The following is a 13,789-nucleotide window of genomic DNA, read 5'->3' on the forward strand; positions in this document are numbered from 1 at the left end:
TTAAACAAAAAATATAAATGTTCAAAAAAAACAGTTTATAAACTATATATATTATAGTCCAACATAGTAAAAAAATCAATGTATGATTGATGGGAAATAAAAAAATACAGCATTGCGATGTGAAAAATAGACAAAACGCAGGCACAAAAACTGGAAAAAATGATGAAAATACAAAAATATGTTGACGAATTTCTATGAGCGTGATAAATTAACAATAGATTTAGCGCTAAACTAAAAGGAACGGAAAACGTAGTCAGAAAACAGGAAAATACCGGAAAGAAAGAGGTAATGCATGAAAAAGAGAGTTTTTGCAGCGGTAGTTGCTGCAGCAATGGTTGTAACTGCATTTACAGGATGTGGCAGTACAGGAAGTTCTGCCGGAAGTGACAGCAAATCCGAAGCCAAAGCAGAGGTACCTACAGAGCCTTTCGGAGATACGGTCAAATATGACCCAAGCGTGGAGATCAATGACGGAAAAGACATCACCGTAGAGCTTTGGGAGTGGGGCAGTGACGAGCTGTTCCAGCAGATCATCGACGGATACACAGCGATTCATCCAAATGTAACCATCAATCTTGTTGATAACCCATGGGAGGATTACTGGACAAAGCTTCCTCTTGCACTGGATGGAAACAACGGACCGGCTATTTTCAACGTACATAACAGCTACCATGAGAACCTGATCAATTACATGGCTCCTCTTGATATTCCCACAGAGGATCTGGAGGCAGATTTCAATGGTGTAAGTGCTCATGTGATCGATGGAAAGGTTTACTATATTGATTACGGTATGATGACCGGATCTGTATACTACAACAAAGATATGTGGGAGAAAGCAGGTCTGACAGATGCTGATATCCCGAAGACCTGGGACGAGATGATCGAGGTTGCCAAGAAGCTTACTATTAAAGACGGTGACAAGATCGTTCAGGCAGGTCTGAACTTCAACGATGATTTCCATCAGAATTACCTCCTTGGCCTGAATTATCAGCTGGGAGAAAACCTCTTCAAGGAAGACGGAGTTACTCCGAATGTAAACTCTGATGCAATGAAGAAGGTAATGCAGATGTTGGTAGATATGTATGACGTAGATGGCATCGGTTCCAAGGACTTCGGTGAGAAAGCAGCAGACAGTTTCGGACAGGGACAGTCAGCCATGGTTATCCAGTGGGGACACTACTACAACACTCTGAAAACAACATGGAGCAACATCAACTTTGGCGTATTTGAGATCCCGACCTTTGACGGCGAGCCATATGCTTACAACCGTTACAACGGTGAGTCTACCTTTGGTGTAAACAAAAACGCTCCGGCTGACCAGCAGGCAGTTGCACAGGACTTCGTAAAATATTTCCTGGCAAATGATGACGCACAGGTCGCATTTAACCTGGCAATGAGTACCTTCCCGGCTAAGAAATCTCTGGCAGATAATGAGAAGATCCTTGAGAATCCTTCTCTGAAGGTTCTTTCCGAGCACATTGACCACTATATCTGGCCGGGCCCGATGCCTGCAACTGTAGAGACTTCTATGAAAAAAGCAGGAGAGGATGTATTCTTCAACGGTGTTGACATCGATACTGCCCTGGACGAAGCAGAAGCCAACATCACAAAGGATATGAAGAACAGTACATTCAAATCTGTAGAAAACCTTTATAAGTATGCAAAATAAAAAGATGCCGTGAGTAATCCGCAGGTATCAGAGCAGAAAGGCGCACTTGGAAAAGGGTGCGCCTTTCTCAGCAAAAAGATGTGTATCGAAAAGATAAGGAGGATGCATCGATGTTTAAAAAAACAAATCCGCTGCAGAGCAAAAGCGAGATCATTTTGAGAAATATCGTTGTTCTGGCAATGGTGATCTTCTTTACGGTATTCCTGATCGTACCTATTGGAATCGCTTTTGCAGGAAGCTTTCATGAGTGGAACCCGTTAAGCGGTACTTACCGGTTCCTGGGGCTTGAGAATTATAAGGAAGTATTTACCAGTGCTCTGTTTGGAAAATCCATGTTGAACACAGTGATCTTCTCTGTTGTAGTTATTTTCTTTCGTGTAGGTCTTGGACTTGGAATCGCCTATGCGATCTATTCCACACTGATAAAATATAAAAGCTTTTTCAGAGCTGTATATTACATGCCGGTTGTAACTCCTATGGTAGCCGTAGCCTTTGTATGGAAATTTATGTACAATCCTCAGATCGGTACTATCAATCAGATCTTCGGATTGGATGTAAACTGGCTGATGAATCCGAAAACTGCCCTTCTTGCAATTATGATCATGACCATCTGGAAGGATTTCGGATACGCAGTTGTTATGTACATGGCAGGTCTCTATTCTCTTCCGACAGATGCTCTTGAGGCCGCAAAAGTAGATGGCGCCAACGCATGGCAGACGTTCCGTTACATCACACTTCCGCTGCTGAAGCCTATGACACTGTTCGTTATCATCACTTCTATTATTTCCTACCTTCAGGCATATGTTCAGATCCTGATCATGACGGAAGGTGGCCCTGGAACAGCAACTTACCTTGCATCCTACATCATCTATGATGAAGCGTTTGTAAAATACAACTTCGGATATGCATCTGCACTGTCCTTTGTATTGTTCGTTATCACAGCAGTATTTACCTGGTTATCATTCCGTGTTTCCGGAACAGAAGATTAAAGGAGGAAAACATTCATGAAAAGAAAAGTCAGTAGTATTGCTTTAAATGCACTCCTTCTGATCCTTGGAGTGGTTACCGTATATCCTTTTGTATGGATGATTTTTTCATCCTTCAAGGAAAATCAGGAGATCATGGCTCTGGAGCAGCATCTCCTTCCGCAGAAATTCATCATTGATAACTACATCAATATGAACGCGCATTTTAATTTTGTCCGTTTCTTTTTAAACAGTATTGTTATTACGGTAGTGATCACTCTGATCGTAATTTATACAAGTACTATCTGTGGTTTTGTACTGAGTAAATACAAATTTAAAGGAAGAAATATTCTTTTCGGATTCGTACTTTCTACTATGATGATCCCGTGGTGTGTTACCATTATCCCGAAGTATTCCATGATCCAGGCATTTGGCTGGATGGACAGCTACAAAGCACTGATCATCCCGGCTATGTTCAGTGGCTTCGGAATCTTCATGATGAAGCAGCATATCTCCGCACTTCCGGATGAGATCCTGGAGGCGGCAAGAATTGACGGAGCCAATGAGTTTTATATTTTCCACAAAATCGTATTACCGATGTCAAAAAACGGAATCTTCAGTATTGCGATCTTCCAGTTCCTTTGGGCATGGGAGGATTTCCTGTGGCCATACCTGGTAATTACAAACAAAGACAAACAGCTTCTTGCCGTTGGTCTTAAGATGTTTAACGGACAGTATTCCACAGATTATGGTGCACTGTTCGCAGCAACTGCCATTTCTATCATCCCGGTACTTCTGATCTATCTGTTTTTCCAGAAACAGTTTATCGCCGGAATTGCAGCTTCTGCTGTAAAGGGATGATGGCATACAAATAATAAACGGAGGAACATAAATGCAGGACATATATAAAGTAGAAACGCATCCTCTGGCGTTAAGTGAAAATATGATCACAGGGGATAAATACAGGATTACGTTTCTCACAGAGGGGCTGATCCGTCTTGAGTATGATGAGGAGGGTGTATTTGAGGATCGCCCTACGCAGATGGTGTTTTTCAGGGATTTTCCGAAAGCGGACTATCGTGTAGTGCGTACAGAGGATGGGATCGAGGTCCATACGAAAAGAATCCACCTTATTTATAATGAGAAGGAATTTACCAGCTGGGGCTTAAGCATTCAGGTAAAAGGAAACTTAAGCGCTTACCACAGCATCTGGCACTACGGAGAAGAGATCCATGATCTGAAGGGAACCGCCAGAACGCTGGATATGGTGGACGGAGCAACAGAGCTGGAGCATGGTATTCTTTCCAGGTTCGGATATTCTCTTGTGGACGACAGCAGATCGCAGGTGCTTCTGCCGGACGGCTGGATCGAGCCAAGAAGAAAGGGTATCAAGGATCTGTACTTCTTCGGATACGGACATGACTACAAAGAAGCACTTCATGATTTTTACAGACTCTGCGGAAAAACACCGATGCTTCCAAGGTTTGCTCTCGGAAACTGGTGGAGCAGATATTATAAATATTCTGAAGAAAGCTACAATGAGCTGATGGATAAATTCCAGGAAAAAAATATCCCATTTACGGTTGCCGTTATTGATATGGACTGGCATGTGACCGATGTTGACCCGAAATATGGAAGCGGCTGGACCGGATATACCTGGAATAAAGAGCTCTTCCCGGATCCGAAACGTTTTCTGGATGGTTTACATAAAAGAGGAATGCGTACCACATTAAATGTACATCCTGCAGACGGCGTACAGGGCTGGGAAGAAATGTATGAGGACATGGCAAAGGCCATGGGTGTGGATTATGAGAATGAAGATCCGGTAGTATGTGATCCGGCAAGTCCGAAATTTATGGAAGCCTATTTCAAATATCTTCATCATCCGAGAGAGGAAGAAGGTGTGGATTTCTGGTGGATCGACTGGCAGCAGGGAAGCAACTGCAAGATCGAAGGGCTTGATCCTCTGTGGATCTTCAACCACTTCCATTTCCTGGACAGTGCCAGAAACGGAAAACGTCCCATGACCTTTTCCAGATATGCAGGTCCCGGAAGCCACAGATATCCGATAGGCTTTTCCGGAGATACTCATATTACCTGGGATTCCCTTGATTTTCAGCCATACTTTACATCCACAGCTTCCAACATCGGTTATGGATGGTGGAGCCATGATATCGGCGGACATATGCTTGGATATAAGGATGACGAGATGACCGCCCGCTGGACACAGTACGGGATCTTTTCTCCGATCATGCGTCTTCACAGCTCATGCAGTGACTTCAACGGAAAAGAGCCGTGGCGTTTCAAAAAGGAGACAGAGGTTGTCATGGAAGAAGCTCTCCGTGAGCGCCACAGAATGATGCCGTATCTTTATACAATGAACTACAGAAGCTATCAGGAAGATCTTCCTCTGGTGGAGCCCATGTATTATGAATATCCGGAGGCACCGGAGGCATATGCAGTAAAAAATCAGTACTTTTTCGGAGACCAGCTGATGGTAGCGGCTGTGACAACACCGAGAGTAAAAGGCCTTAATGTAGCAAAGACGGCAGTATGGCTGCCGGATGGGGTATGGTATGATATTTACACAGGTCTGCGCTATGAGGGTGGACGAATGGTGGATATGTACCGTACTCTGGACAGTATCCCGGTTCTTGCAAAAGCAGGCGGTATTCTGGTGATGACCGATGAGATCCGTGGAACAGAGGCGGAAAAGAATCCGGAAAGCCTGAATATCCGGGTATTCCCGGGCGCTGACGGAAGCTTCCGATTGTATGAGGATGACAACGAAACCTGTGCTTACGAAAATGGTGCCTGTGTATTTACGGAAATGGATTATAAGGAAAAGGATCAGGCAGTGTTTACCATTCATCCCGCACAGGGAAAAACAGAGCTGATCCCGGCAAAGAGAACTTATACCGTGGAGTTCTGTAATTTTGCGAAAACAGGCACAGATACTGTGAAGGTTCTGGTTAACGGAGCAGATACTGAGGCTGCTGTAAAATATGAGGAGAAGCTTCAGAAGATCTGTGTGGAAGTGGAAGCAGACGCAGCGGCAGAGGTGCAGATCATTCTTGCAGGAGAGGTAGCGGATAATCGTATAGAGAAACGTATCTTTGATTTCCTGAACCAGGCAGAGATCGGTTTTGTGCTGAAGGACAGATTATATCAGCTGGTCACAGCCGGAAAGAAGCTGCCGGTTCTTTTATCTGAGCTTCAGTCTATGGAGCTGGACAAGGATCTTTACGGAGCACTGATGGAGATCCTGACTGCGTAAAATATGAATAAAATCGCGTTTCCAAACCATACTATCATTATTATCAAAAGAAAGGATGATCATAATGATATTAAAGGAAAAAGAACGCACAGTGATCCAGGATCTTCAGACACAGGAAAAAAGCTGCATTGAAAAATACGGAAAATACGCACAGCAGGCCAGGGATCCGGAGCTTAAAAGCTTATTTCAGACTCTTCAGAAAAAAGAGCAGGAGCATTACGATTCCCTGAGCCAGGTGCTTTCCGGCACAGTTCCACAGGTAAACTGTAATGACAGTGACGGCCGTGATTACCAGCCAAAGACTACTTACACATCTGTGATGTCCTCAGAGGATAAGGAACACGATGCTTTTCTTGCAACAGACTGTATCGGAACAGAAAAGCTGATTTCCGGAGAATACAACTCGGAGGTTTTTGCTTTTGAAGACAGTGGTGTGAGGAAGCTTCTGGCAGATATCCAGGTGGAAGAGCAGAATCATGCGGAGATGCTTTACAAATATAAGACTGCGAACGGAATGTTCTGATATATAAAAAAAGGGAGGATTTCAGTAATGGAATTCTTCCTTTTTTTATTATATAATCAGGAGAACAGCAGGGAGAAATACTTTCCTGCAAAGAGAGGAGGAATAGATATGAAGGGAACCAGCTGCGAATACTGTGCAAACTATACATATGATGAAGAGTGTGACGAATATTACTGTGATGTCAATCTGGATGAGGATGAATATTATCGTTTTGTGAGCAGTGATTACAAGGAATGTCCGTATTATCGTTCCGGAGATGAATATAAGGTGGTACGTCATCAGATGTGATACAGAGTAACGGAAAAAAACAGAGCAGAAGATAATGTGATAAGACAAAAGCAGGTTTTCCACGAAAAGGAATGCGAGTTTTGTGGAAAATCTGCATTTTGATGTTTTGATATGTGCAAAAGGCTTCAAATTTGTAAAAATTAGCGTGTTTACATTTGAAAAAAATATCTTTATAATAAAAATATTGGTCTGACAGGTGGAACCTTTATACCATCCAGACGATGATAATGCTACAGGATTTTGTCTGAGACAAAATTTCGGGTAAGCGTCTGACAGACTTATAATAGATTTTTTGACTTGATGGAGGGTGTGACAGATTGGATATTATAAAGAAATTTGGGGATATGGTGGGAGAGGAATCCATCAGGGACCCGGAAAAAGCACGAAAACTTCTTCTCACTGGCTACCGGCTTCAGGAAAAACGTCTGCAGCTTTTTCCTGACAGGAAGCTTCCGGCTTCGGGACAGTATGTAGCCCGTGTAGTTATGCAGAATATTATCAAAGCCCTTGCAAAACCGGACGATACCGCTCTGGTGAGCATTTTTGTACCGGGAGAGCTTCTGACAGCAGCAGGGATCACTCCGTATTCCGTGGAGGCAATGTCCTGCTTCATCGCCGGAACCAGATGTGAGCAGGCATTTCTGGCACAGACGGAATCAGAGGGCTTTCCGGAAACCATGTGCTCCTATCACAGAGTTTTTCTGGGAGCGTCCATGACAGGATTGGTACCGAAGCCCAAATGTACCATCTACACAAACCTTGCCTGCGATGGAAACATGATGACGTTTCCTTATCTGAAACAGAAATATCAGATCCCGGGCTTTTATATTGACGTACCCTATGAAAAAAATCAGGATTCCATCAGCTATGTTGCAGATCAGCTCCGTGAGCTGAAGAAATTCCTGGAGGATGTAGGCGGGAAAAAAATCTCCGAGCAGTCGGTACAGCGTGCAGTTGCCAACAGCAATGAAGCGGCCTCCTATTACAGCAGCCAGCTTGCCCTCAGAAAGGATCACGATCCGGTGACTTCCCTGACAAATGAGCTGTATGCGATCTTTATGTGCCATCTTCTGGCGGGCTCAGAGGAATCCCTGAAATACACAAAAATGCTTCTTGAGGATGTGAAGAAGGCACCAAAGGGGGAAGGTCTTCATATTTTGTGGATGCATATGATGCCGTTTTTGCAGGAGCCGGTAAAGGATGTATTTAATTACAGCCAGAACGTGCATATCCGTGCCTGTGATTTTGTTGCAGACGGTTTTCAGCGGATGCAGGCCTCGGATCCTTACGAGGCCCTTGCGGAAAAAATGGTCAACTGCATTTACAACGGAAGTGTGAAGCAGAGGATCCGGCGTGCCCAGGAGCTGGCGAACCTTACAGAGGCAGACGGCGGGATCCTTTTTGCACATTGGGGCTGCAAGGGAACCATCGGAGCTTCCAGCCTGATCAAAAATTCTCTGGAAAATGCAGGACTTCCAACCATGGTCCTGGACGGTGACGGCTGCAACCCGGCCAATTCCAGTGACGGCCAGGTATCCACACGACTTCAGGCATATCTGGAAATGTTGTCAGAAGGTAAGGAGGAAAAACGGTCATGATACATTACGTCTGTAAATATACACCGCTAGAGTTGTTTAAGGGCTTTGGCGAGGAATGTGCGGTTCTTGAGGAAATGCCGGAGAATTTTGAGCTTTCGGACCAGATTGCCCATGCCAATCTCTGCGGCTTCGGAAAATCTGTGATCCAGGCAGTGCTGGAAGGAAAGGTAGAGCAGCTTGTTCTTGTTAACTGCTGTGATTCCATGCGCCGTGTGTACGACATTGTGGAAAGTACCGGTAAATGTAAATTTCTGTACATGCTGGACATGCCTCATGAGGATAACGACTGTGAAAAGGTGAAGCTTGCCCAGGGCATCCACCGTCTGAAGAAAGCTTATGAAAAATTTTCGGGGAAAACCTTCGATAAAAGTGGATTTCTGAATGCTTTTTCCCATGAAGATGTGGATAACCAGCCATACATCGGCGTTCTGGGTGTCCGTGTCAGCGGTGTCCTGGAAAAAATGATCCGGGATAATATCCGCATGGATGTGGAAAATCTGACCTGCACAGGTGGAAGACGTCTTGCAGTGATCTGTGAGGAGCTGAAAAAAATGGAAGACGATGCCATGTTCCTGGCTTATGCGGATGCACTTCTTTCCCAGATGCCCTGTTTCCGTATGAACAACAGCACCCGAAGAAACCGGCTGTATCTGGATCCGAACCTGAAGGGGATTATTTATCATACCATCAAGTTCTGTGATTATTATGGTTTTGAATATGCAAGTATCAAGAGAGATATCAAGGTTCCGCTTCTGAAAATCGAGACAGATTTTACAAGCCAGAGTGCAGGACAGCTCCTTACCAGAGTACAGGCTTTTGCGGAGACCCTGGAAGGCTCTGAGGATATGGACCCATCAAAAGGAATTAGCGAGGAGATAAGAAAAAAAATGGAATCAGGAGTTTATTATGTGGCAGGGATCGACAGCGGTTCCACAAGTACGGATGTTGTGATCCTGGATAAAGACGGAAAAATTAAATCGACCATGATTATCCCCACAGGCGGCGGCGCTATGATGAGTGCAGAGAAGAGCCTGGAGATGGCCGTGGAAAAAGCAGGGATCAGGAAAGAAGATATCGTGCGTATCGTTACTACCGGATATGGACGTGCCTATATTGACAGTGGTGATGACAGTATCACAGAGATTACCTGTCACGCAAAGGGTGCCCATTATCTGAATCCGAATGTGCGTACAGTTATTGATATCGGCGGTCAGGATATCAAGGCTATCAGCATTGATGACAACGGTGCGGTAAAAAATTTCCTGATGAACGATAAATGTGCGGCCGGAACCGGACGCTTCCTGGAAATGATGGCCCGTACTCTTGGACTTTCCCTGGAGGAGATGAGTACCCGTGGCTTGGAGTGGAAAGAGAACGTAGTGATCTCAAGCATGTGTACTGTATTTGCAGAGTCCGAGGTAGTTTCCCTGGTTGCCCAGAATAAGGACGTGGCAGATATCATCCATGGTCTGAATGTATCTGTTGCTTCCAAGGTAGGAGCTCTTGCAGCCCGCCTTGGCAAAAAGAATCCGGGGGAATACATGATGACCGGTGGTGTTGCCAGAAATAAAGGTATCATCCAGGCACTGGAGGAGAAGCTGGGTGCAAAGCTTTATATCTGTGATGAAGCACAGCTTTGTGGTGCGCTTGGTGCGGCACTGTTTGCTTATGAGAAGTGTAATGCGGCACGGTGATCAGATCAGACAAGTTGCCTGCGCAGTGAATGCAGAGTGTGAATATCCTTTTGGTCAGGGGCGGCGTGCCCACTCACTGGGCGAACAGCCACAGTTCTTTCGAAAGTACCGGCTGAAGTGGGAGAGATTTGAAAATCCGCACAGCAGAGCCACCTGTTGAACAGGCAGAGCTTCGTTGGTGAGCAGATTTTTGGCTTTTTCCAGACGGAGCAGATTCAGGTCAGCATGAGGGGTGCTGTCAAAAAAATTCCGGTAACAGGAATAAAACTGACTTTTTTCGAGATTAGCCATGGCGCAGAGCTTTTCTGTTGTCCATGGCTTTTCGTAATTTGTAAGCATTTCCAGACGGATCTTCTGGAACAGTCTGCAGAGCTCCGAGTCTGCAGACTTGCCTGTATCTGTACTGCGGAGTTCCCGTGAGGCTGTGATCATCAGCTGGCAGAGCAGGGCATACTCGTAGTCCTGGGAAAAAACTTCTCTGTTCAGATATTCATGCTGCAGCTTCTGGATACAGTGATCGATCTCCTGGCAGTCACTGGGGTAAAAAATTTCGTTGCAGGGAAGTCCGAACCGTTTTGCCAGGTTTTCTCCGCAGGAAAAATGGACATAACTGTTCCGAAATTTTCGTACAGCCTGATAATGCTGGGGATTTCCCGGAATATAAAAGATGCAGGCATTATCCCGGGTGACAGTAAGCTGACCGCCCAGATAAACCTTCATTGGTGTTTTAAATAAAAGAAAAAGAAAATCTCCGCTTCCCTCCGGCCGGAAAATCCTGTCGTAATCGGAGTTGGAACGGTTGTATTCGCAGAAATTTAAGGTGAAATCCATGGAAATGCTGCGCTCCTTTCATTACGTAGATCAGACAATCCGACTGTGGCATTGTAAAGAACTTTCTGTCTGGAAGTATAAAGTAAAGTGACAGAGGGACGTCCGTCTGGTAAGACTGTCTTTACGATAAATCTTACCGGAAAAAAAGTCAACTATTTCGGAAGATAATCACTGGTATGGATAGAACAGGATGGTAAAATGAAACATAGAAACGGTTGATTTCCGCTGAGAGTGTGTGAGCGAACAGAGGCGTAAGAGCCGGTATATGGCGGAATCGGAAACAGAGCTAAATGCGGTAGCAGCAGAAAATAATAATTTACAGGAGGATTTTTACAATGAAAAAAGCGCAGATCATCGTGGACAAATATTTCCTCACCGGAAAAACAGACAAAAGGATTTATGGTTCCTTTATAGAACATCTCGGACGTGCGGTTTATGAGGGCATTTATCAGGAAGGCAGTCCCCTTTCTGATGAGCAGGGCTTCCGGAAGGATACTCTGGAACTGGTAAAAGAGATTCAGGTACCGATCGTTCGTTATCCGGGCGGAAATTTTGTATCCGGATTCCGCTGGGAGGATAGTGTCGGGCCGAAAGCTCAGCGTCCGTCCAGAACGGAGCTGGCCTGGGGCGTGATCGAGACCAATCAGTTTGGTCTCAATGAGTTTATGGACTGGTCCAGAAAAGCCGGCAGCGATGTGATGATGGCAGTAAACCTGGGAACAAGAGGACCGGAGGATGCGAAAAATCTTCTGGAATACTGTAACTTTAAGGGAGGTACCTATTACAGTGATCTCCGTAAGGCTCACGGCTATGAACAGCCGCATGATATCAAATTATGGTGTCTCGGAAACGAGATGGACGGTCCGTGGCAGATGGGACATAAAACTGCGGCAGAGTACGGAAGAGTTGCGGCAGAGACTGCCCGCCTGATGAAATTTATGGACCCGGAAGTTGAGACTGTTGCCTGCGGAAGCTCCAATCTGGAAATGCCTACCTTTGGCTCCTGGGAGTATACGGTTCTTGACGAGGCTTACGATCAGGTGGATTATCTTTCCCTGCATCAGTACTATGGAAATGCAGCGGGAGACACTGCCGATTTTCTGGCAAGCTCCAAGGGAATGGATGATTTTATCTCAGGAGTGGTTTCCATCTGCGATGCTGTAAAAGCAAAGAAGCATGGAAAAAAACAGATAAATCTTTCCTTTGATGAGTGGAACGTATGGTACCACAGCAATGAACAGGATAAGAAGCTGGAAAAATGGGTACAGGCGCCCCATCAGCTGGAGGATGTTTATAACTTTGAGGATGCACTTCTTGTGGGAAGTATGCTGATCACACTTCTCCGTCATGCAGATCGTGTAAAGATCGCCTGCATGGCACAGCTGGTAAATGTTATTGCGCCGATCATGACATCCGATACAGGCGCATGGCGTCAGACGATTTTTTATCCATATATGCTGACAAGTGTTTATGGAAGAGGAACGGTACTGAATACACAGGTTCTCACACCGGTATATGAGAGCAGAACTTATGGTGAGGCTCCGTATCTGGATTCCGTTTGTGTCTGGGATGAGGAAAAGGATACACTGACGATCTTTGCGGTGAATAAGAGTCTGGATGAGGATATGGAAGTTTCCTGTGATTTAAGACAGTTTGAGGGATATAAGATCATAGAGCATATCGTGCTGAATAACGATAATCTTCAGGCAGTTAATACAGAGGCGCAGCCCGAGAATGTAGTTCCTGTAAAAGCCAGTGCAGAATGCTCAAAGCTGGACGGCGGAAAACTGGAAGCAGTATTTACAAAACACAGCTGGAATATGATCCGTTTTGCGAAATAGGTGTGGGTGAAGTATAGTAGAAGTAGTTGCAGATAAGGTAAATCATGGGACATTATGGGAGGATTTTTTTATGTACGCACCTGCAAAGGAACGATACGAAACCATGGAGTATAACCGTTGCGGAGAAAGCGGTCTGATGCTTCCGAAGGTATCTCTCGGATTATGGCATAATTTCGGAGATACATCTGATTATGAAAATATGAAACAGCTTTGTTTCACAGCTTTTGACAACGGAATCACACAGTTTGACCTTGCCAATAATTACGGTCCGGCTTACGGAAGTGCGGAGCGGAATTTTGGCAAGATTTTGAAAGAAGAACTGATGCCGTACCGTGATGAGCTGATCATCACAACCAAGGCAGGCTATGATATGTGGGAGGGCCCTTACGGAAACTGGGGCAGCCGCAAATATCTTCTCGCAAGTCTTGACCAGAGCTTGAAACGTATGGGCCTGGAATATGTGGATATTTTTTACCATCACAGAATGGACCCGGAGACTCCCCTCGAGGAAACTATGGGCGCGCTTGCAACCGCAGTTCAGCAGGGCAAGGCCCTCTACGTAGGACTTTCCAATTATGATGGAAAAACCTTAAGTCAGGCAGCAGCGATCCTGAAAGACCTGAAATGCCCATTTGTGATCAACCAGAACCGTTATTCCATTTTTGACAGAACTGTGGAAGAGAACGGTTTAAAGAGAACTACCGGCATCCTGAAAAAAGGCCTGATCACTTTCAGCCCGCTTGCTCAGGGACAGCTGACAGACCGTTACCTGAACGGTATTCCGGAGGACAGCCGAATCCGCAGGGACGGAAGATTCCTGAAAGAAAGCGCCCTGACACCGGAGCGTCTGGACCAGATCCGGAGACTGAACGATCTGGCAGCACAGCGAGGCGAGAAACTTGCAGACATGGCACTTGGCTGGCTGCTCCAGCATGAGGAAGTCACCAGCGTGCTCATCGGAGCATCCAAACCGCAGCAGATCATTGATAATGTGAAGGCTATCCACTGTGCGCCGTTTACAGCTGAGGAACTGCGTCTGATCGACGCGATTTCTAAATAAGAGAAGTTTGACAATGAAACAGGGGTATGCTATATTGAAAAAC

11 protein-coding genes are annotated in these 13,789 nt (G+C 45.3%); 10 read left to right on the forward strand and 1 reads right to left on the reverse strand.

What is annotated here, in order from left to right:
* Positions 1-292 precede the first annotated feature (292 nt).
* The 8 genes from EYS05_RS08085 to EYS05_RS08120 all read left to right on the forward strand — a co-directional run bounded on the left by EYS05_RS08085 (position 293) and on the right by EYS05_RS08120 (position 10,014).
* Positions 293-1,669, forward strand: coding sequence for an extracellular solute-binding protein (locus EYS05_RS08085; protein ID WP_138276956.1), 1,377 nt, complete (start codon positions 293-295; stop codon positions 1,667-1,669).
* Positions 1,670-1,779: 110 nt separating this feature from the next.
* Positions 1,780-2,658, forward strand: coding sequence for a carbohydrate ABC transporter permease (locus EYS05_RS08090; RefSeq protein ID WP_118061727.1), 879 nt, complete (start codon positions 1,780-1,782; stop codon positions 2,656-2,658).
* A 15-nt stretch (positions 2,659-2,673) separates the two neighbouring features.
* A complete protein-coding gene (locus EYS05_RS08095; protein ID WP_118512743.1) occupies positions 2,674-3,495 on the forward strand; it encodes a carbohydrate ABC transporter permease in 822 nt (273 codons plus the stop codon).
* A 31-nt stretch (positions 3,496-3,526) separates the two neighbouring features.
* Positions 3,527-5,911 (forward strand): glycoside hydrolase family 31 protein, encoded by a 2,385-nt coding sequence (locus tag EYS05_RS08100; RefSeq protein WP_138276957.1) that lies wholly within the window; start codon positions 3,527-3,529, stop codon positions 5,909-5,911.
* A 64-nt stretch (positions 5,912-5,975) separates the two neighbouring features.
* Positions 5,976-6,434, forward strand: coding sequence for a ferritin-like domain-containing protein (locus EYS05_RS08105; RefSeq protein ID WP_118512741.1), 459 nt, complete (start codon positions 5,976-5,978; stop codon positions 6,432-6,434).
* 108 nt (positions 6,435-6,542) lie between these two features.
* Positions 6,543-6,722 carry a DUF6472 family protein gene (locus EYS05_RS08110; RefSeq protein WP_015526328.1) on the forward strand — a complete coding sequence of 60 codons (180 nt, stop codon included), beginning with the start codon at positions 6,543-6,545 and terminating at the stop codon, positions 6,720-6,722.
* Positions 6,723-7,039: 317 nt separating this feature from the next.
* Entirely contained in the window at positions 7,040-8,320 is a 1,281-nt protein-coding gene (locus EYS05_RS08115) for a 2-hydroxyacyl-CoA dehydratase subunit D (protein ID WP_138276958.1), read from the forward strand.
* Complete coding sequence (locus EYS05_RS08120; protein ID WP_138276959.1) at positions 8,317-10,014, forward strand: acyl-CoA dehydratase activase; 1,698 nt, start codon at positions 8,317-8,319, stop codon at positions 10,012-10,014. Before EYS05_RS08115 ends, EYS05_RS08120 begins: the two co-directional genes overlap by 4 nt.
* A 54-nt stretch (positions 10,015-10,068) precedes the next feature.
* On the opposite strand, the gene EYS05_RS08125 is transcribed toward EYS05_RS08120, so the two are convergent.
* Positions 10,069-10,845, reverse strand: a complete 777-nt coding sequence (locus EYS05_RS08125; RefSeq protein WP_138276960.1) for a helix-turn-helix domain-containing protein — start codon at positions 10,843-10,845, stop codon at positions 10,069-10,071.
* 335 nt (positions 10,846-11,180) lie between these two features.
* Between EYS05_RS08125 and arfA the strand changes: the two genes are divergently transcribed.
* Together arfA and EYS05_RS08135 are read left to right on the forward strand one after the other, a co-directional pair.
* Positions 11,181-12,686, forward strand: coding sequence for an arabinosylfuranosidase ArfA (gene arfA / locus EYS05_RS08130; protein ID WP_138276961.1), 1,506 nt, complete (start codon positions 11,181-11,183; stop codon positions 12,684-12,686).
* A gap of 70 nt (positions 12,687-12,756) precedes the next feature.
* Positions 12,757-13,746 (forward strand): aldo/keto reductase, encoded by a 990-nt coding sequence (locus EYS05_RS08135; protein ID WP_118623166.1) that lies wholly within the window; start codon positions 12,757-12,759, stop codon positions 13,744-13,746.
* Positions 13,747-13,789 lie beyond the last annotated feature (43 nt).

The organism is Blautia sp. SC05B48 (assembly GCF_005848555.1).
Classification (GTDB): Bacteria; Bacillota; Clostridia; order Lachnospirales; family Lachnospiraceae; genus Blautia_A.

Bases quoted from the DNA above. Each gene is read 5' to 3' on its own strand.
- EYS05_RS08085 (WP_138276956.1), top strand. From the start codon at position 293: ATGAAAAAGAGAGTTTTTGCAGCGGTAGTTGCTGCAGCAATGGTTGTA.
- EYS05_RS08090 (WP_118061727.1), top strand. From the start codon at position 1,780: ATGTTTAAAAAAACAAATCCGCTGCAGAGCAAAAGCGAGATCATTTTG.
- EYS05_RS08095 (WP_118512743.1), top strand. From the start codon at position 2,674: ATGAAAAGAAAAGTCAGTAGTATTGCTTTAAATGCACTCCTTCTGATC.
- EYS05_RS08100 (WP_138276957.1), top strand. From the start codon at position 3,527: ATGCAGGACATATATAAAGTAGAAACGCATCCTCTGGCGTTAAGTGAA.
- EYS05_RS08105 (WP_118512741.1), top strand. From the start codon at position 5,976: ATGATATTAAAGGAAAAAGAACGCACAGTGATCCAGGATCTTCAGACA.
- EYS05_RS08110 (WP_015526328.1), top strand. From the start codon at position 6,543: ATGAAGGGAACCAGCTGCGAATACTGTGCAAACTATACATATGATGAA.
- EYS05_RS08120 (WP_138276959.1), top strand. From the start codon at position 8,317: ATGATACATTACGTCTGTAAATATACACCGCTAGAGTTGTTTAAGGGC.
- EYS05_RS08125 (WP_138276960.1), bottom strand. From the start codon at position 10,845: ATGGATTTCACCTTAAATTTCTGCGAATACAACCGTTCCAACTCCGAT.
- arfA (WP_138276961.1), top strand. From the start codon at position 11,181: ATGAAAAAAGCGCAGATCATCGTGGACAAATATTTCCTCACCGGAAAA.
- EYS05_RS08135 (WP_118623166.1), top strand. From the start codon at position 12,757: ATGTACGCACCTGCAAAGGAACGATACGAAACCATGGAGTATAACCGT.